General features: G+C 59.6%; 20 protein-coding genes. 19 read left to right on the forward strand and 1 reads right to left on the reverse strand.

The genetic code is table 11. The features are described from left to right. Positions 1–2 precede the first annotated feature (2 nt). The 18 genes from KGA88_RS23000 (at position 3) to KGA88_RS23085 (ending at position 16,146) form a co-directional block, all read left to right on the forward strand. Positions 3–1,358: a S49 family peptidase gene (locus tag KGA88_RS23000; protein ID WP_223594479.1), complete on the forward strand. Its 1,356-nt coding sequence runs from the start codon at positions 3–5 to the stop codon at positions 1,356–1,358. Positions 1,359–1,399: 41 nt separating this feature from the next. Further along, positions 1,400–1,813, forward strand: a complete 414-nt coding sequence (locus KGA88_RS23005; RefSeq protein WP_223594481.1) for a hypothetical protein — start codon at positions 1,400–1,402, stop codon at positions 1,811–1,813. A 39-nt stretch (positions 1,814–1,852) separates the two neighbouring features. Beyond that, entirely contained in the window at positions 1,853–2,797 is a 945-nt protein-coding gene (locus tag KGA88_RS23010) for a Mu-like prophage major head subunit gpT family protein (RefSeq protein ID WP_103393070.1), read from the forward strand. Between the two features lie 35 nt (positions 2,798–2,832). Continuing rightward, positions 2,833–3,075 carry a hypothetical protein gene (locus tag KGA88_RS23015; RefSeq protein ID WP_218495644.1) on the forward strand — a complete coding sequence of 81 codons (243 nt, stop codon included), beginning with the start codon at positions 2,833–2,835 and terminating at the stop codon, positions 3,073–3,075. Beyond that, positions 3,065–3,253, forward strand: coding sequence for a hypothetical protein (locus KGA88_RS23020; RefSeq protein ID WP_218495645.1), 189 nt, complete (start codon positions 3,065–3,067; stop codon positions 3,251–3,253). Before KGA88_RS23015 ends, KGA88_RS23020 begins: the two co-directional genes overlap by 11 nt. Beyond that, positions 3,246–3,533, forward strand: coding sequence for a hypothetical protein (locus KGA88_RS23025; RefSeq protein WP_223594484.1), 288 nt, complete (start codon positions 3,246–3,248; stop codon positions 3,531–3,533). The genes KGA88_RS23020 and KGA88_RS23025 overlap by 8 nt, the downstream gene beginning before the upstream one ends. Positions 3,534–3,537: 4 nt before the next feature. Further along, positions 3,538–3,990 carry a hypothetical protein gene (locus KGA88_RS23030; protein WP_223594486.1) on the forward strand — a complete coding sequence of 151 codons (453 nt, stop codon included), beginning with the start codon at positions 3,538–3,540 and terminating at the stop codon, positions 3,988–3,990. A 12-nt stretch (positions 3,991–4,002) separates the two neighbouring features. Continuing rightward, the gene (locus tag KGA88_RS23035; RefSeq protein ID WP_223594488.1) at positions 4,003–4,758 is read left to right on the forward strand and encodes a hypothetical protein; all 756 of its coding nucleotides are present in this window, start codon (positions 4,003–4,005) and stop codon (positions 4,756–4,758) included. Beyond that, entirely contained in the window at positions 4,755–5,105 is a 351-nt protein-coding gene (locus KGA88_RS23040; RefSeq protein WP_103393076.1) for a hypothetical protein, read from the forward strand. The genes KGA88_RS23035 and KGA88_RS23040 overlap by 4 nt, the downstream gene beginning before the upstream one ends. A gap of 318 nt (positions 5,106–5,423) precedes the next feature. Then, entirely contained in the window at positions 5,424–5,747 is a 324-nt protein-coding gene (locus KGA88_RS23045; RefSeq protein ID WP_103393078.1) for a hypothetical protein, read from the forward strand. Positions 5,748–5,774: 27 nt separating this feature from the next. Next, complete coding sequence (locus KGA88_RS23050; RefSeq protein WP_223594490.1) at positions 5,775–8,579, forward strand: hypothetical protein; 2,805 nt, start codon at positions 5,775–5,777, stop codon at positions 8,577–8,579. Between the two features lie 9 nt (positions 8,580–8,588). Next, positions 8,589–9,239, forward strand: coding sequence for a DUF2460 domain-containing protein (locus tag KGA88_RS23055; protein ID WP_223594492.1), 651 nt, complete (start codon positions 8,589–8,591; stop codon positions 9,237–9,239). Continuing rightward, positions 9,236–10,099, forward strand: coding sequence for a DUF2163 domain-containing protein (locus KGA88_RS23060; RefSeq protein WP_223594500.1), 864 nt, complete (start codon positions 9,236–9,238; stop codon positions 10,097–10,099). The genes KGA88_RS23055 and KGA88_RS23060 overlap by 4 nt, the downstream gene beginning before the upstream one ends. Then, a complete protein-coding gene (locus tag KGA88_RS23065; RefSeq protein WP_223594501.1) occupies positions 10,096–10,554 on the forward strand; it encodes an NlpC/P60 family protein in 459 nt (152 codons plus the stop codon). Before KGA88_RS23060 ends, KGA88_RS23065 begins: the two co-directional genes overlap by 4 nt. After that, complete coding sequence (locus KGA88_RS23070) at positions 10,538–13,075, forward strand: phage tail protein (RefSeq protein WP_223594502.1); 2,538 nt, start codon at positions 10,538–10,540, stop codon at positions 13,073–13,075. Before KGA88_RS23065 ends, KGA88_RS23070 begins: the two co-directional genes overlap by 17 nt. Positions 13,076–13,087: 12 nt before the next feature. Beyond that, positions 13,088–15,322 (forward strand): hypothetical protein, encoded by a 2,235-nt coding sequence (locus KGA88_RS23075; RefSeq protein ID WP_223594503.1) that lies wholly within the window; start codon positions 13,088–13,090, stop codon positions 15,320–15,322. A 118-nt stretch (positions 15,323–15,440) separates the two neighbouring features. Continuing rightward, positions 15,441–15,866 carry a cell wall hydrolase gene (locus tag KGA88_RS23080; protein ID WP_223594505.1) on the forward strand — a complete coding sequence of 142 codons (426 nt, stop codon included), beginning with the start codon at positions 15,441–15,443 and terminating at the stop codon, positions 15,864–15,866. Positions 15,867–15,951: 85 nt separating this feature from the next. Then, the gene (locus KGA88_RS23085) at positions 15,952–16,146 is read left to right on the forward strand and encodes a hypothetical protein (RefSeq protein WP_223594507.1); all 195 of its coding nucleotides are present in this window, start codon (positions 15,952–15,954) and stop codon (positions 16,144–16,146) included. An 89-nt stretch (positions 16,147–16,235) separates the two neighbouring features. On the opposite strand, the gene KGA88_RS23095 is transcribed toward KGA88_RS23085, so the two are convergent. Further along, complete coding sequence (locus tag KGA88_RS23095) at positions 16,236–16,598, reverse strand: hypothetical protein (protein ID WP_223594509.1); 363 nt, start codon at positions 16,596–16,598, stop codon at positions 16,236–16,238. Between the two features lie 265 nt (positions 16,599–16,863). Between KGA88_RS23095 and KGA88_RS23100 the strand changes: the two genes are divergently transcribed. After that, positions 16,864–17,658, forward strand: a complete 795-nt coding sequence (locus tag KGA88_RS23100; protein ID WP_223594511.1) for a DNA adenine methylase — start codon at positions 16,864–16,866, stop codon at positions 17,656–17,658. Positions 17,659–17,795 lie beyond the last annotated feature (137 nt).

The following is a 17,795-nucleotide window of genomic DNA, read 5'->3' on the forward strand; positions in this document are numbered from 1 at the left end:
CCATGACCGATAAACCAACCGACGCTCCCCCGGCGCATCGGGTGACGGCGTTCGACTTGGTGTCGCGCGAGCCCTGGGCGATCACCCCGGACATGCTGCACACCATCGCGGCGATCGCCCGTCGTGAAAACGATGGCCCCGAGGCTGTAGAGGCCAGGCAGGGGCGGCCACTTCAGAACACCCGCAACGTGACCCAGCGCGGCAGTGTCGCGCTGGTCCCGGTCACCGGGCCGGTGTTTCGTTACGCGAACCTGTTCACCGCCATGTCCGGCGCGACTTCGCTTGACGTGTTGGCGAAGGAGTTCACCGCGGCGGTGGATGACCCGCGCACCGACAGCATCATCCTGGTGATGGACACGCCCGGCGGCCAAGCCAGCGGCATCGCCGAGTTCGCCCAGATGATCCGGGCATCCCCGAAACGGGTGGTCGCCTACGTGTCGGGCAATGCCGCCAGCGCGGGTTACTGGATGGCGGCGGCAGCCCACGAAATCGTCATGAGTCGCACCGGCGCGGTCGGCTCCATCGGCACGGTGCTCTCGGTGCGCACGAACAAGGATGACGGCAGCGTCGAGATCGTCAGCAGCCAGAGCCCCAACAAGCGTCCCGACTTTGCGACAGAGCAGGGCCGTGCGTTGGCCCAGAACCATGTCGATCGCTTGACCACCATTTTCGTCGAGGACGTCGCGAACTATCGCGGTGTTGACGTCGATACCGTCCTTTCCGACTTTGGCCAGGGCGACATGCGGATCGGTTCCGACGCTGTTGCCCTGGGCATGGCAGACCGTGAATCCACCCTTGAAACCCTGATTGCCGAACTCAACGGCAGCAACTCCGGAGATCGTTCTATGACTACAACCACCGCAACCCAGCCAAGTACGACCGCTGCCGATAAGCCAACCATCGATCGCGCTTACCTGGCGGCCAACCACGCCGAGTTGCTGGCGACGCTGGAGCATTCCGCTCACGCCGCCGGTGCGAAAGCTGAGTGTGAACGTATTCAGGCGGTCGAGGCTGCCGGCCTTCCCGGTCATGAAGAGTTGATCGCCTCCCTGAAGTTCGACGGCAAGACCTCTGGTGCTGAAGCAGCCAGCCAGGTGATCACCGCCGAAAAGTCCAAGCGCACTGCCGCGCTGGCGGATATCCGCAGCACGGCGACCAAGCCAGTCCCTGCCGCAGCCGCACCGGACACCCCGGCGGCCGCGGCTGATCAGGAAGATCCCGAGGCGCCGCTCGAGGAGCGAGCCAAGGCGACCTGGGACGGCAACAAGGAATTGCGGGCTGAGTTCGGCGACTTCGGTGCGTACCACGCGTACCGCAAAGCCGAAGACAAGGGCCTGATCAAAGTCCTGAAGAAGTAACCCGGACCACACCCACCACCCTTTAGGCTTTGGAGATCCTCATGCCTCTTACTCTCGACACTCCCCGCGCTTACGAGACGGGCGACATCAATGATCTGGCTGTCGCTTCCGGCGTGCAGATCTTCGAAGGCTCGGCCGTTGGCATCAATTCGGCGAATGGCCTAGCGCGTCCGCTGACGGCTGCTGACCTGTTCGTCGGCTTCGCTGACCGCGGCGTAGACAACCGCACTGGGGCTGCCGGCGAGGCGCGCGTTCGCTTGCGTGAAGCGGGCAAGGTGCAACTGCCGGTCGCGGCCCTGGCCATCACCGATATCGGTAAGGCCGTGTACGCCAGTGACAGCGGCACCTTTGTCCTCACTGCTGCGGGTAATAGCCGGATCGGCCACGTGCACCGCTTTGTCAGCGGTGGTGCGGGCATCGTCAAGTTCGCCGCGCAGGACGTCCCGGTCGCGTAACACGCCGGTTTACCAAGTCTTTCATCAGGAGATACACCCATGGGTGCTGAAGTACTTTCCAGCCGTGCCGTCATTGGCACGTTTTACGAGCTGCTCGAACAAAACGCCGGAGCGACCTGGATCGATCTGATCTCCAACCTCTTTGACTCCGACCAGGCGAAGGAAACTTATCCGTGGATCGGCGCGGTACCGACGCTGCGTGAGTGGATCGGCGGTCGCCACGCCAAGGGCTTTGTGAGCGCTGACCTCGAAATTGAAAACCTGCACTACGAAGCGACGATCGAGGTCCTGGTCAAGGAGCTGCGCCGCGACAAAACCGGGCAGCTGCGCATTCGTCTCGGTGAACTGGCCGATCGCACCAACTCGCACTGGGCCCGTCTGCTGTCGGCTCTGGTGCTGAACGGCGAAAGCCAGATCTGCTACGACGGCCAGTACTTCTTCGATACCGACCACGAAGAGGGCAACAGCGGCCCGCAGTCGAACAAGATCACCACGGACATCAGCGAGTTGGCGGCCACGCTGCACGGTACCCCCTCGCGCCCGAGCCCTGAAGAGTTTCAGCAGGCAGTGGCCAAGTCGGTCACCCAGTTGACCAGCCTCAAGGACGATCAGGGCGAGCCAATCAACGAACTGGCCCGCGAGTTCCTGGTGATGGTGCCTTTCGGTTTGCTGAGCGTGGCCCAGTCGGCGCTGACCGTACCGCGCGGTACCAACATCAGCGAGATCGTCATGCCGGACAACGTCAACGTGCGGGTGATTGGTAACGTCCGCCTGAATGCCTGGACCGACAAGTTCGTGACCTTCCGCACCGATGGGCGCCTGAAGTCGTTCATTCGTCAGCAGGAAACCGACGTGGTGATGAAGGCCAAGGCCGAAGGCTCGGAGTACGAGTTCGACAACGACGCGCACCAATACGGCGTCGACACCTGGCGCAACGTCGGTTTCGGGCGCTGGCAGTACGCCGTCCTGAACCAACTGGTGTAAGCCTTCGGGCTTGCACCTCATTCGAGGACATCACCATGCCGAAATACACAGTCGATCAGAACATCACCTTGTTCGGTGGCGAACTGATCCTGACGGCTGCTCAGGCCGGTGCGCGAGCGCACTGCCTGCAGGAGCTCAAGAAAGGCCGTTACGAGATCATCAGCCCGGTCCAGTTCAAGAAGGGGGAGGTGATTGTCATCCCCGGTGAGCCGGACAAGGCGCTGGCTCAGAAGGTCACCAAGGTCGAAAAGGATGCAGGGGGCGGCAATGGCGAATAAATCCTACCGAGTGCTCAGCGGTTCATTCCGCAAGCCCAACGACGAGTTGGTCGAAGTCGGTGGGACGATCGAGTTGCCGGTCGACGTTGCGGAGCGTTTCCGTAACCAGCTGAGCGAAGTTTCTCCCGCCGAGTCGACCAAAAAAGCCGGTCCGGCCAAGGCTGAAGGCGATGTTTGAGGAAGACCTTTCGGCCTTCCTCGAGGATTTCAATGTGGGTGGCCTAGTCGACGGCCAGCCCTTCCTGGCGGTGCGGGACATGCCGGATGAGATCCGCACCATGGCCGGTATCAACAGTCAGTCGACCTACTACGAAATCCTGATCATCACCGCCGAGGCTGAGCGCCTGTGCATCGTCAACGGCAAGTTAATCAGTGTGGGTGGCGTGTCTTACAGGGTGCGCGACCGGCTGATGATCGATGACGGGGCATTCAGTCTCGCTTCACTCACCAAGGTCTAACCCTATGCCTTCCATTCAAGAGCGCATCGTCGATCGGGCGAAGGTGCTGATTCTTGGCGGCGGTACGTTGGCCGGCGACCGGGTGTTTCGCAGTCGTACGGAAGCGATCACCCGGGACATGTCGCCGGCCATTGTGATTCGTCCGAACCTGGAAACCACCGAACGCGAAAGCCAGTCGGTGGACCGCAACCAGTTTGAGCTGTCGGTGGAAATCCTCGCTCGCGAGGACACCACCACGGGCGATGCCTGGGACCAGGTCGCGGATCTGGTCAAGGTTGCTGTGCACGCGGTCCTGATGGAGGAGGACGCTTTTCCCGAGGCTGACCGCATTCAACGTTTCTACATCGATTGGATCGAGGACGACGGCGACAACACCGCGGGCAACTGCATGGTGCGCTACCGCTTCACCTATCTGTGCAACACCGGCGACTTGTTGTCGGGACCCACTATTTATTGAGGAATACCTCTCATGCAAATTGCATTCGGTAGCGGGCTGTTTTATGCCACCCCGCTGATGGACGCCTATGGCAATGCGTTGGCAGCACCAACCCCCATCCTGCTGGGCATCATGCAAGAAGCGTCGATTGACCTGTCCTTCGATTCGAAAGAGTTGTTCGGCGGCGAGCAGTTCGCGGTCGATGCGGCGCGTGGTCAGGGCAAGCTGTCCGGCAAGGCCAAGGCGGCGCAGATCAGTCTTTCGCAATGGAATGCCCTGGTGTTTGGCCAGCAGTTGCAGCCCGGTCAAGTGTTGGTGCATCACGCAACCACACCGACGCCGATTCCCGTAGCGGGCAAAATCATTGTCGATCCACCAGCGGATGGTTTGTTGGCCGGTGACCTAGGTGTACGCGGTGGTGGGGCGGTGGCTTTTCAACGCGTCCTGACTGCGCCAGTCTCAGGCCAGTACACCTACAACGCCACGACCGGTGAGTACGGCTTTGCGGTGGCGGACGCCAATACCCCGGTGTTTATCGACTATCGCTACTCGGTGGCCACCGGCAAAAGTCTGTCCGTGCGTAACCTGCCGATGGGCGATATGCCAGTGTTTCAGGGCGAGCTGTACCTGAAGTACAAGGGCAAATCGATTTATGTCCGGGTTCCGAACTTCGTCAGCAACAAGCTGGGGATTGCGACCAAGCAGGATGACTACACCATCCCCGACTTCGAATTCACCGGTTACGCCGATGAGTTCGGTGAAGTCGTTTACTGGAGTGCCAGCGAATGACGCCCGTCAACGTACCTGGTGTTGAGTTCCCGTTTCCGGGCAAAACACTGGTGATACCGCCAATGGCGCTGGGGGATCTGGAACAGTTGCTCGATCGCATCAATAACGTCATGTCCGGTCGAATGGACAAGGACAGCATCGCCACCGTCATTGACGCCACGCATGCCGCCTTACGCCGCAACTACCCGGACATGGATCGTTCTGAAGTGGCGAGCCTTCTGGACCTGAAGAATATGCGTGCCGCCTTGGACGCGGTCATGAGCGCCTCAGGGATGGAGGCGCAACCCGTGAACGAGTCGGGGGAAGCTCTGGCCCCCTCGACTGGGGCCAGCTCTACGCACACCTGATCGCCTGCACAGGCCAGAGTCCGGTCACGCTTCGGCGTGATTGGGACATGGTCATGGTGGGCCACATGACGGACTACTGGAATCACCATCCGCCCGTTCATGTGCTGGTGGCAGGGTACCTAGGGTACAAGCCGACTCAGTCGGTCACCGGTGCCCCAGACTTGGCTACCAACATGGCGGCACTCGCCGCGGATATGCGTAGCGAACTGCCAGAGCACTTGCGCGGTGCTTTGGATGCGTTTTGTCCATTGAGTTAGAAACTGGACCCTGATAGCAGCTATCGGTAGCCTTCTCCGACTTTTAACAGGGAGGCTACCTATGCGTAATGGAGTTTTGTTTTTGTTGTTGCTAGCAGCTGGAGCGGCCCAGGCCGAGACCGCGGAAGTGTATTTGCTTAAGGAGAAAGCGCGCGAACTGGTGCGTGCACGCTTGAAGGATCCTGATGCTGCGAAGTTTCAGAAACTTGAACCGCATAAACTGGAAAACGGCGCCACGATTATCTGCGGTGAAGTGAATTCTAAAAATGGTTATGGCGGTTACGCAGGGTTTGAAAAGTTCTTCAGCACCGGGAGCAGTGTTCGTTTTAAAGCCGATTCGCCATCAACCTTTGAAGGTGTTTATCAGGCAGTTTGCAGTAAGTGATTTAAAGCTGTTCCAACAAACTCCGCCATGGCGGAGTTTTTTATTGTCTGCATTTTGGGTGCCGGTATGGATAGGAACATCGCGTACCAGTTTACTGCTGGTACTCAGGGTTTTGATCGTGCGGTAGAAAGCATCGAGCGCAACATGCGTGATGCGCGAGGTACCTTCAATCGCGAGTTGAGGGCAATCAACACCGATATGGTGGGCAGTCAGACCCAGATCAGTCGGTTGGGTTCGGCGGCCAATGATGCCTTTGGCTTTGTCGGAGCCAAAATCAAAGATGACATGCTGGCTTTGGGCGCTTCAATGGCTGCGGTATTTTCGGCGGTTGCGATCAAGAGTTTTGTCAGTGACAGTAAGGCGGCGCTGCTCGAACAGCAGTCGGCCTATCGCGGCCTGGAAGCTGTGGCCAACCATGCTGGCGTCGGTATCGGTCGGGCAATGGAGGAAGCTCAAAAGCTGTCGGCTGACGGATTGATCAGCGTAAGTGATGCGGCCAAGTCGCTGCAGAACCTGCTGAGTCGTGGTTACAACATTGATCAGGCGGTGGCAGTGATCAGCCGTCTGAAAGATGCAGCTGCATTTAACCGGCAGGCGAACCTCAGCATGTCTGAGGCCGTAGTCGGTGCTACCGAAGGTCTCAAGAATGAAAACTCTGCCTTGGTCGACAATGCCGGTGTCACGAAAAACGTTGCAAAAATGTGGGAGGAATACGCGAAAACCATTGGTACCACCCGCGACAAATTAACGGATGCTCAAAAACGATTTGGCGAAATAAACGGAATCCTCCAAGAGACCGAAGCCCAGGTGGGTAATGCCGACAAGGCATCCAAAGGGTTGACGGGCAGTCAGGCCGAACTGGACACCAAGAGTAACGAACTCAAAGTCACCCTCGGTACCATTCTTGAGCCGGCGTTTATCAGCCTGAACAAAACCTTGGCCGAGACAGCGAGTTGGTTCACCGGTGTGTTGAAGGGGTTGACGGGCACGGGCGTGACGGTTGATGAGGTGGCCGGGAACGTCAAGCGTCTTGAGGCCATGCTGGACAACCTGGGTAACAAAGGTGCGCGCGGTGGCGGCGGTAAAGCGCAGTTGGAGGGCTCCTTGCAGGAAGAGCGGTTGCTCTTGGAAGCCATGCAGTTGACCTCCAATAAGATCGATCAGGTCGATGCCGGCATGAAGACGCGTTTGGCTCGAATCGAAGAGCAGCGACGTAAAGTCGCCGAGATGGCAGCCACGGGCGATACCCGTCTTTCTACCCAGCAGCAGGCGCAGCAACGCCCGACGGCCTACGGCCTGGAGGTAATGCGTCTGACAAAACTTGAAACAGCTTATTCGGCTGCCATTGAGCACCGTAAAGAGCTGGAGAAGGGGAGCACACCACCACCTCCGGCCAAGCTGGACTCGCCGACAGCTGGGGGAGCTTCGAAGTCGCGGGTCAGTCAGTGGGCGGAAGTCCTGGACGCGCAGAAGGTTGCGCATACCCAGCAGCAGGCTGAGCAGGGGACGTTCCAGCAGTTCTCCCTACAGAAAGAAGTCGACTATTGGCAGGCAGTTCTGCAGCGCACCGATCTCAGTGCTGCCGAGCGGTTGAGCGTGCAGCGCAATTATTTGGGCGCCCTGACCAATTTGCGTAAGCAGGACGAAGGTTCAGCGTTTGCGGACCTGCAGGCGCAGGCTCAGATGTACCGCAACAACATGGACGCCCGATTGCAGATCGCTCAGCAAGTGCTGGATCGCAGTCGCCAGTTGTACGGGCAGGACAGTGAGGAGTATCGCAAGGCGGCCTCTGAAGTGGTTGCGATTGAGCGCGAGAAGCAGCAGCAAATTACCAATATGAAGCAGCAACAGCTGGCGGCTGATCAACAGGCGCGGCTTGCGGACATCTCACACGCTGAGCAGATGGCCCAACTGGATCTGCAAGCCAACCTGATCACTCAGGGGCAACTGCTGCAATCGCAGGCCGAGTTCGAGCAACAGCGATACGCAATCGAAGCGGCTGCCCTGGAGCAGCGCAAGAAATTGCTTGAGCAAGATCCTGATCGCAATCCGGTGGCCCTGCAGCAGGTGCAACAACAGATCCTTGCACTCGAGCAAACACATCGCAACAGCATGTCGGTCATCGGCCGTCAGCAAACGATGGAGTCTCAGAGTAACTGGACCGGGATGGTCGGCAGTGTTCGCTCTAGTTGGACTGGCGGCCTGAATGGCATTTTGACCGGCACTATGTCCACCCAAGGTTTGCTCAACGGAATATTTGGCAGCATCGGTAGCGCGTTCATCGAGAACATGGTCACCGCCCCTGTGATGGCCTGGATGTTCGGGGAAACCGCCAAGACCGGTGCGACGGTGGCCGGCGTTGGGGTGCGTACTGCGGCGGAGGCGGGTGGTGCCGCCATGTCCGTGGCGATCTGGGGTGCAGCCACGATGAAGAACATTATCGCTAGCGCCTGGCAGGCGATGGCCGGCGCCTTCGCGGCCATGTCGGCAATTCCCATCATCGGTCCCGTGCTGGGTGTCGCTGCCGCTGCTGCGGCCGGCGCCTTCGTGTTTGGCCTGGTGAAAAACGTGGCGTCAGCCGAAGGCGGCTACGACATTCCGGCGGGTACCAACCCGATGACCCAACTTCACGAACAGGAAATGGTACTGCCCAAGCAGTACGCCAACGTCATCCGCCAGGCGGCGAATGGCGACGGGCAACTGGGTGGCGGTGGCACCTACCACTACAACGATTACAGCGGTCGGATGACGCCGGCAGACATCCGGCGCAATGCCCGGGCGTTTGCCGAAGAAATGCAAAAAATGCGGCGCAACGGTGCCATCAAGGCATAGGGGGAAATCATGCCATTAGGTCCGTTCTGGCCACCACGCTGGATCGCCAGTTATCCAGACGTGGGTGAGGTGAGCGCCGGGGTGTTGCCGCGCATGCCGGGGCAAACACTGCTGTCGAAAAAGGCACCGGAGTGGAGTACAGGGGTGCAAAGGGCGGCCAGCGGTCGGCGTCGCACCACCGCGTATTACTCGGCGCCCTTGTGGTCGTTCCAGATCAGCTACAACGCGGTGCGCAAACGGCCGGGTCTGGATGAGTGGACGCGGCTGATGGACTTCTTCAACAGCCGCAAAGGCCAGTTCGGCGAGTTCCTGTACTTCGATCGCTCCGACCACCTGGTGAAACTTCATCAATTCGGTACCGGCGACGGTACCACCGTCACCTTTCAGCTTTCGCGTGCCATCGGCAGTTGGGCTGAGCCGGTGTATGGCGTCGTCAACATTGATGCGCTGACGGTCGGTGGAGTACCGGTTTCGAGCTACAACGTGGACGAGCTGGGGCGCATCACTTTTGCCGTGCCACCTCCCAACGGGGCGTCACTGGTGTGGAGCGGCGCGTTCTATTTCCGCTGTGCCTTCGATGCCGACTCGCTGGATGGCGCACAGCCGTTCCGGACGATTTGGGAAATGAAGAACATCGCCTTTACGAGTATCAAACCATGATCGATGCCAGCCCAGAGTTGAAACAGTTCCTGGCCACGGCGCGCAGCTTCGTGATGGCCGACCTGTACACGATTGCTTTGGCCAGCGGCCAAGTGCTGCGCTACACCGATGCCGGCCTGCAGATTTACCACGCCGGACAGAACTACTCGGCCAGCGGCCCGCTGATCAAGCGAACCGGGGTGCGGGCGGTGCGCGGCATCGAGGTGGATACCTTGAACGTCACCTTCACCGCCGGCCTGAGCGATACGGTGCTGGGGGAGTCGGTGCTGCCCTTCATTGCCGGCGGCGGCTTCGATGGTGCTACGTTGAGTCTGGCCCGGGCCTTCATGGTGGACTGGAGTAAGCCGGTGATTGGAACGGTGACGCGCTTCATCGGCCGGGTGGCCGAGGTCGATCCTGTCGATCGTGAGCAAGCAACCGTGACAGTCAAGTCGCCGATGGAATTGCTGGATACCAAAGTCCCCCGGGGTGTGTATCAGCCGGCGTGTCTGCGCACGGTGTATAGCGCCGATTGCGGGGTGAATCGGGCGTTGTTCCAAACAGCGGGAGTGGTCCAGCCCGGCAGCAATACCGCCCTGCGGATCAACTCCAACGTGGTGGCGGAGCAAGGCTGGTTCGACCAGGGGGTGATTCGCTTCGTCAACGGGGCCAATGCCGGTGTGGCTCGCACGGTGCGCCGGCAGACTGGAGACGGCGCGGTCACGATGATCCTCAGCGTGCCCGCGGTGCCCGTCCCGGGCGACCAGTTCCTGATTTATCCGGGCTGCCCGCGCACGCTGGACGCCTGCACCAACAAGTTCGGCAACCGCGCACGTTATCGCGGCATGCCCTTCATCCCGGTCGCGGAGACGTCTATATGAATGCGCTTGAAGCTCAACAGCGCGCGGCTGTGGTGGCCGAGGCCGAACGCTGGCTGCGCACACCGTACCAGCACCGTCAGCACTTACTGGGTGTTGGTGTCGACTGCGCCTGGCTACTGATCGAGGTCTACAACGCGGTCGGACTGATGCCCTTGATTGACCCAGGACCCTATGCCCAGGACTGGCACCTGCATCGCAGCGAGGAGCGCTACCTGGACTGGCTCGACCGGTACGGCCACCCGGTGGAGACACCGCAACGCGGCGACATGGCGGTGTGGCGTTTCGGTCGCACCTACAGCCACGGTGCGGTGGTGATCGATGAACACCGGGTCATCCATGCCTACCGCGATATCGGCGTGGAATACGCAGACATGCGCGAGGAACGGCTGGCCAGCCAGCTGGTGCGTTATTACACACTTAACCTATATGGAGTCAGCGATGGGGGGCAGCAGTAGCACCATTTCCACCAGCGCCACGCGCATCAATGCGCTGCAAATTCAGAGCAGTGCCAGCGGCAAGCCGATTGCCTGGATCGCCGGCCGAAATCGCATCAGCCCCAACCTGATTTACTACACCGACTTCGAAGCCGTGGCGAAGACCACGAAGAAGAAGTCAGGCGGCAAGGGCGGCGGCGGGGCGACCCAAAAAGACACCACCTACACCTACTACGCGGCGCTGATCCTTGCGATCGGTCGTGGGACGTTGGGTGCGGTTCACCGAATTTTCCGTGACAAGGAAGTGTTTACCGAAAAGGTCATCAACGGGGTGACTCAGTCGGCCTTGGCTCAGGCGGGTTTCAGCTTTGCCCGAGGTGATCGGGACCAACCGGTGTGGGGCTTTCTCGAAACCAAGCATCCCGCCGAGGCCATCGCCTACGCGGACACGGCCTATGTGTATGCCGGTCGGTATCTGCTCAACGATAGCGCCGGGGTGCAGAACCACACCTTCGAGGTGGACGGTCCCTATCAAGTGCCGGGGTTACCGGACGCCAATCCCGGGGAGTTCTTGCCAGGGTTACTGCTCGATCCTTTGGACGGCATTGGATTCAACCCATGGTGGGTTGCCGACCTGAGCAATTATCGAAATTACTGTCTGGCTGAAAACCTGTTGTTGAGCCCGGTGCTCGATGAGCAGTCACCGGCCAGTGAAGCGATCGCTCGCTGGCTGCAACTGACCAACAGCGAGTTGGTCTGGTCGGCCGGTCAGCTCAAGGTCATTCCCTATGGTGATCAGGTCGTGACGGGCAACGGCGTCACCTGGTACCCGGATGTCACGCCAGTGGCAGATCTGACCGATGATGATTTTCTGGCCGAGGAGGGCGAGCCACCGGTCTCACTCAAGATCAAGAGCCAGGCGGACAGCTACAACGAAGTCTCGCTGGAGATCCTCGATCGCGCTCACGAGTACAACACCGATGTGGTGCGCGGCACCGATCAGGCGGCCATCGAGCAGTTCGGCTCGCGACCGATGGAGACGATCAAGGCCTATGAGATCTGCGATGTGGCGATCGGCGCGCATGCCGCGCAGTTGCTGGTGCAGCGCAAGCTGTACGTGCGCAATGAATACCAGTTTTCCCTGGGCTGGCAACATGTGCTGCTGGAACCGATGGATCTGGTCACCATCACCGAACCAGGCTTAAACCTGCAGCAGCGCTTGGTCCGTTTGATCTCGGTCGAGGAGGACGAAGAGGGCAAGTTGGCGGTGGTCGCCGAGGATGCGTTGTTGGGTGTCGGCAGCGCGCCCAATTACCCGGTGCAAAGCAAAAGTGGTTTTCAAAGCAATCAGAATGCCGCACCGGGTCCGGTACTGGCGCCGATCATGTTCAACCCACCCGAAAGCCTGTTGCTCGCCGGTGAGTTGCAAGTGTGGGGCGCCGTGGCCGGTGCGAACCCCAACTGGGGTGGCTGTGAGATCTGGATCAGTGCCGACGGTGACAGCTATCGGATGGCTGAAACCATCTATGGTCGGGCGCGTATGGGACAGCTTTCAGCCGCCCTGGCCGCCGGCAACGATCCGGACACGGTCAATACCTTGTCCGTGCAACTGGCGGCACCGGACGAACTGGCGGCCGCGACGACCGCCGAGGCGGACAGCGGCGCCACCCTGTGCTGGGTGGACGGAGAACTGCTCAGTTATCGCGATGCCACGCTGACCGGCGTGGGGGCCTATCAGCTGGGCTACCTGCGACGCGGGCGGCTGAGCTCGGCGGTGACCAGTCATCCAAGCGGATCACCGTTTGTACGCCTGGACGACGCGGTCTGGAAATACAGCTATGCCTGGGATCAGATCGGCAGCACCGTGTGGGTCAAGTTTCGCTCGTTCAACGTGTACGGTCGGGCGTTGGAGGATCTGGCGGACGTCACGGCGTACAGCGTCACCTTGTCGCCAGCGCGCGTCGTACCTGCGCCGGCGCAGAACCTGGCATTGGTCGGCGCATTCGAAGCGCCGTATTTCACCGTCAGCTGGACGGCAGGGGTTCGTGCGGAGGATCGCTTGGTGCGGATCCGCCACGCGGGCAGCGGTGCGCTGCTGCGTCAGGTGACGACCACCAGCACGGCCTTCACCTACCAGCGCGACGACGCGCTGGTCGATGGTGCGCTGATTCGCAGTTACCGCGTCGAGATCATCGAGCGCAACGCCGCTGGCAGCGCTCCGTTGGCCTCGCTGTTGGTCACCAACACGGCACCGGCGGCCGTGAGTGGGACAACGGCCACCGTGAGCGGTACCACGGCGGATGTGAGTTGCGATGCCAGCAACGCTGCAGACACTGCCGGTTACCTGTTTGTGTACTCAACGGCCGCCGATTTTGATCCGACCATCGCCGGAACCGTTGGCTACCAAGGCGTGTCCCGTGCGGGGCAGATCACTGGCTTGACCGCCGGCACTACCTACTACCTTTGCGCCGCTGCTTACGACACCTGGAGCAGCACCCGCAGTCAGCTCAATTTTGCCCCGGCCATTACCTTCAACACTTGATAGAGACTCAATATGCAACCCATTCAATTCTTCGCCGCCAGGTCTGAGGACGGTGCTCTGCTGCCTGGTGCAACGATTAACGTGTACATCAGCGGTACCTCGACGCTGGCGAATTTGTACAGTGACGAGAACACGAATGTGCCGCTGGCGAATCCGGCGTATGCCGATGCGAATGCGGGAGTGTTCTTTTATACGAAAGAGCGAAAGATAGACGTTGCGATCAGTCGCGGGGGGTATGTGGCGCCGTTGTTGCGGGAGATCGTCACCACCGACCCCGGCGACGTTTTGAGCTCGGCGGTCTCCGCTGCCGACCGTGCGGAGGTCGCCAGAGATGCGGCCCTGCTGTCGTCGGGGATCTACCCCAATACTTCAGAGGGCATCAGCAACACCGCATTCGGTCGCTATTTCAGCGTGCCGTCTCCCGAGTCGGCCGAATACCTGATCCTGTACCAAAACGTCACGGGCGCGGCGGTCGAGAAGAAGCGATACCCGTCCACCGCCTTGGTTTCATTGCTGAATGACGGATTCAGCAAAATGGGGCGCTACGGGGCTGTTTATGAAGCCGTCGCAGACTACACAGCGCCATCAGCATTGGTTGCCACGGATATCGGTAAGTTCGTCAACATCGCAACGGGGGGGCTGACTGCTAACGCGTCCTATACAACGTACAGCTTTACCGTGACGGCCGGGGAGGATGTGTATCTCACCGCCAAGATTCTTGGTACCAGTACGGCGCTCGCCACCTTTTATAATGCGGGTGGTGGCTATCTCGGTTATTACCTGCTCGGTCCCACGGGCACGTCGGCCAATGCGGTCAGCTATGTGAATGAGCGCGTCGATGTGCCAGCAGGCGCCACAAAGCTGTGCGTGTCCACGATCTTGCCGAGCGATGCTGCGATCATGCGCCGTCGCAACATCAACGGCGTCTCGGCCAGAATTGCGGCCGCCGCCGCGACGATCAACAACAGCGTACTTCCATCCATCAGCCAGCCGGGTTCGCTGGATGTACCTTCGCTCGCGTGGACGACTGGGTATTACGTGGCCTACAACACAGGCGTCATTACCCCCAATGCGGGCTACGGTTATGAGCTGCACAATGTGACGCCCGGAGAGACGGTCTACCTGAGCGGCGCGGTGATCGGCAATGCCACGGCCTTGGCCGTTTTCACCGACTCGGCGGGCGCCTACATCGGTTATTCGAATCGCGCGCCGACGGGTGCAACACCAGACATTTACGTTAATTATCCCGTTGTAGTCCCGGCAGGGGCGACTAAGGTTGCGCTCTGCCAGCCCCCGGCGCGACATGACAGTAACCCCGTTGGCTTGCGCCGCATGGCGATAGTTCCTGGGCTTCCCGACCGCATCAGCGCCCTTGAGGCTGGAACGGGAGCTGGAGGATTCTGGCATGGAAAAACCATCGCATGGTTCGGCAATTCAATCCCGGCAGGGACGACGGCCGGTGGCAAATACCCGGAGCTGATCGCTTCGGCGCTAGGGGCAACGGTCACGAATGAAGCTGTTTCAGGTTCGGCGTGGCGCGCAGGTGTTCGCTCAAAAGTGACGGGTGGCGATACGTCTGGTTTGGCAGGCAGCCCGTGGCAAGCGGTGCTGTTTTCGTTGTCGATGAACCTCGCTGAGAAGCAGAGCCTGATCGACAACTGGGCGACGATAGGGCCGACGCTCACCAGTAGCCCGCCCTTGACACTCACCCCGACGCAGCAGAGCCAGGCACTGGCCTGTTGTTACGAAAATAAGTTGGTCGCTAATCACCTGGGCGCAAATCGCAAAGACGTCTATGTATTCGACAACCCATACAACGATAGGGCGATGGCTAACGACATCGCCACCGCTGGTGCGAACAGTCGTGACCGGCTGACGTATCTCGGTGCAGTGAGTTTTCTGATCGATCTCATCATGGCTGACAACCCGAAGGCCCGCATCATCTTCATGGGGCACTTTGAAAACCAGCTGTACTCCAGTTTGTCCGTGGCGCAGGAAGCGGCGGCAGCTTATTGGTCTCGGCCGATAGTGCGCCTATGGGAAGTACTCGGCTGGTCGCAGCAGACGATCACGACCACCGGTTATTGGTCGTCGAATCTTTGGGTCGCCAGTGGTGGGCCGTCGCAGACGATCACTCTCACGCAGCGATGGCTGCCGGATAACACGCATCCCGGCAACGACTACAGCGGCTCCGCAATCGCCCGGATTGCAGAGGTCGTGACACCACTTTTTTTTGCGATGAGATAAGCGTCCGGCGAACTGGGCCAGAGTCACCTAATTCGAAAAGCCATCCCCTTTGCAGCCCTGGCTGCCGATCCTCCTAATGCCGGCCCTGTTGCCGGCTTTTTTTCGCCTGGAGAAACCTATGGACATCACTGAAAGAGACCGCGACATCCTCGCCCGCACGTTGTGGGGCGAGGCCCGCGGTGAATCCTTGGCCGGCCAGATCGCCGTGGCCTGGACCATCTGCAACCGCGTGAACGACGGCAAGGCCAAATCGTGGTGGGGGGAGGGCTATGCCGGTGTGTGCCAGAAGCCCTACCAGTTCAGTTGCTGGAACAGGAACGACCCGAACTTCGCCTACCTGAGTGGTGCGAGGCAGATTCCTTTCCGCGAGCTCGCGCAGGCGCGGATTGCCGCTGACCAGGTGATCGATGGAAAGGTGCCGGACCCCACCGGCGGCGCCACCCATTACTACGCGACCACCATGCCCAAGCCGCCGGCCTGGGTGAAAGGCGCCAAGCAGACGCTGAAGCTCGGCCACCACATCTTCTTCAAGGATGTGCCGTGAGGCCCGCGGTACTGATGTTTGCGTATTACCAGGTCACGCTGAAGACGCTGGCCTAAACCTTTCCCAACACCCGAGGCAACAAACTATGCAACTGATTAGTAATTGGAAAGATGCTTTGAAGATGTCCAGTGTTCAGGCAGGCGGTGCGATTGCAGCGCTGGGTATTGCAGAGCAGCTGCTGCCTCAGCTGCAGGCAGTACTGCCGCCTGCAGCCTACGGAATTCTGGGCATTCTGGTGATGTTGGCACGCGTGATCCTGCAGCCCAAGCTGAGTAACTAGTGAAGGACTGGCGCAAGCTCAAAGAATTGGCACTATCACCGACGCCGGTGACCAAGGACTGATCGCACTCGCGGCTTTTCAGGCGTACATCAACGCGCTGAGGGCCGTTCCCTCTTCTCCATGAGTAGCTTTTGGTTCTCACGAAAGAGGTGATCCCTCTGATCGGAAACGAGTAACAGGCTGCCGACTTTTCCAGATAGCTCGGAGTTTTCGACGTGGAGACGGGAAACCTCGGCCTTGGCTGCGGCTAGTTGTGCACGCAGCGTATCGCGCTCACCTACCGCTTCGGCGTGCATCTCGATCAGCTTGAAAATCTTTTCCCTGGCCTGGCGCAGCTGCAGAGTCAGTTCCTCAAATTCGTTCTCATACATCCGGAGTTGATGCCGGCAGGTTTCGAGCGGAGTCGGGCAGCCGAGCCAGTCTGAGGTGTCTTCGGTTTCGTACGGGTCCACGGTCACACCTTACGCATGCTGGTTTTATATACAGTAGTTTAGGCGTGACGATTAGGCGAGATCAAGGTGACGAACTGCTGGGCCGTTCCGGTTTCGTAGCCTCAACAGTAAAGAAAAAAGAGCGACCGAGCTGGGTGCGTCAACACCCAGCCAGGCCGCCGTCCCTGCAGATTGTCCCTGCAAGTCCAGCCAAGGCTCTTGCTCCGTGCACAAAGCGCGGCGAGCCTAGCACCTGTTTATATACACAGTAAAGGTCTTGCTATCTATGTCCACACCCATCATTCCTTGGATGGGCGGCAAACGCCGCCTGGCCGATCGCCTCATTCCACTTTTTCCGCCTCACGAATGCTATGTCGAAGTCTTTGCCGGCGGTGCCGCGCTGTACTTCATGCGACCCCAGGCTGCGCCCGTTGAAGTCCTCAACGACATCAATGGCGACCTGGTGACGCTTTATCGCGTCGTGCAGAACCACCTGGAAGAGTTCGTGCGCCAATTTAAATGGGCGCTCAGTTCACGTCAGGTGTTCGAGTGGCAGAAAATGACCCGCCCGGAAACCCTCACCGACATCCAGCGCGCCGCTCGATTTTTCTACCTGCAGCACCATGCCTTCGCCGGCAAGATCACTGGACAGACGTTCGGTACCGCGACCACCGGTCCGGCGATTAACCTGCTTCGAATCGAGGAAAACCTCTCGGCCGCCTGGCAGCGCCTGTCCGGTACCTATGTCGAAAACCTCCCATGGCTCGAATGCGCCGAACGCTATGACCGTGCCCACACCTTCCACTATATGGATCCGCCGTACTGGCAAACAGCCGGCTATGGTGTGGACTTTTCATTCGAGAATTACCAGCGGATGGCCGACTTCATGCGGCGCTGCAAAGGCAAGGTGATGGTGAGCATCAATGACCATCCGGACATTCGGCAGGTGTTTGAGGGATTCCATTTCGAGACTCTGGACATACGCTACTGCAACAGCAATCAGCGCCATAAAAAAAACGAGGTGAGTGGAGAGTTAGTTATTATGAACTGGAAGCCACTGGAGCTTGGCGGGCTTTTCTGAATTCAGAAACTTTGGTCTGAGTATGGTTTAGCGCAATCTATGAAAATCTTCCGTACAGACTTAATTTCCTGAAATTAATTGACCCTAGGTCTCGAAGTATCTAGGTGCTTTCATACGAAACGCACCTAGTTTAACTC

Source organism: Pseudomonas sp. A-R-19, assembly GCF_019956575.1.
GTDB lineage: Bacteria > Pseudomonadota > Gammaproteobacteria > Pseudomonadales > Pseudomonadaceae > Aquipseudomonas.

Excerpts from the sequence above, each read along its gene's own strand:
- KGA88_RS23000 (WP_223594479.1), top strand. The coding sequence starts at position 3 with ATGACCGATAAACCAACCGACGCTCCCCCGGCGCATCGGGTGACGGCG.
- KGA88_RS23005 (WP_223594481.1), top strand. The coding sequence starts at position 1,400 with ATGCCTCTTACTCTCGACACTCCCCGCGCTTACGAGACGGGCGACATC.
- KGA88_RS23010 (WP_103393070.1), top strand. The coding sequence starts at position 1,853 with ATGGGTGCTGAAGTACTTTCCAGCCGTGCCGTCATTGGCACGTTTTAC.
- KGA88_RS23015 (WP_218495644.1), top strand. The coding sequence starts at position 2,833 with ATGCCGAAATACACAGTCGATCAGAACATCACCTTGTTCGGTGGCGAA.
- KGA88_RS23020 (WP_218495645.1), top strand. The coding sequence starts at position 3,065 with ATGGCGAATAAATCCTACCGAGTGCTCAGCGGTTCATTCCGCAAGCCC.
- KGA88_RS23025 (WP_223594484.1), top strand. The coding sequence starts at position 3,246 with ATGTTTGAGGAAGACCTTTCGGCCTTCCTCGAGGATTTCAATGTGGGT.
- KGA88_RS23030 (WP_223594486.1), top strand. The coding sequence starts at position 3,538 with ATGCCTTCCATTCAAGAGCGCATCGTCGATCGGGCGAAGGTGCTGATT.
- KGA88_RS23035 (WP_223594488.1), top strand. The coding sequence starts at position 4,003 with ATGCAAATTGCATTCGGTAGCGGGCTGTTTTATGCCACCCCGCTGATG.
- KGA88_RS23040 (WP_103393076.1), top strand. The coding sequence starts at position 4,755 with ATGACGCCCGTCAACGTACCTGGTGTTGAGTTCCCGTTTCCGGGCAAA.
- KGA88_RS23045 (WP_103393078.1), top strand. The coding sequence starts at position 5,424 with ATGCGTAATGGAGTTTTGTTTTTGTTGTTGCTAGCAGCTGGAGCGGCC.
- KGA88_RS23050 (WP_223594490.1), top strand. The coding sequence starts at position 5,775 with ATGGCGGAGTTTTTTATTGTCTGCATTTTGGGTGCCGGTATGGATAGG.
- KGA88_RS23055 (WP_223594492.1), top strand. The coding sequence starts at position 8,589 with ATGCCATTAGGTCCGTTCTGGCCACCACGCTGGATCGCCAGTTATCCA.
- KGA88_RS23060 (WP_223594500.1), top strand. The coding sequence starts at position 9,236 with ATGATCGATGCCAGCCCAGAGTTGAAACAGTTCCTGGCCACGGCGCGC.
- KGA88_RS23065 (WP_223594501.1), top strand. The coding sequence starts at position 10,096 with ATGAATGCGCTTGAAGCTCAACAGCGCGCGGCTGTGGTGGCCGAGGCC.
- KGA88_RS23070 (WP_223594502.1), top strand. The coding sequence starts at position 10,538 with ATGGGGGGCAGCAGTAGCACCATTTCCACCAGCGCCACGCGCATCAAT.
- KGA88_RS23075 (WP_223594503.1), top strand. The coding sequence starts at position 13,088 with ATGCAACCCATTCAATTCTTCGCCGCCAGGTCTGAGGACGGTGCTCTG.
- KGA88_RS23080 (WP_223594505.1), top strand. The coding sequence starts at position 15,441 with ATGGACATCACTGAAAGAGACCGCGACATCCTCGCCCGCACGTTGTGG.
- KGA88_RS23085 (WP_223594507.1), top strand. The coding sequence starts at position 15,952 with ATGCAACTGATTAGTAATTGGAAAGATGCTTTGAAGATGTCCAGTGTT.
- KGA88_RS23100 (WP_223594511.1), top strand. The coding sequence starts at position 16,864 with ATGTCCACACCCATCATTCCTTGGATGGGCGGCAAACGCCGCCTGGCC.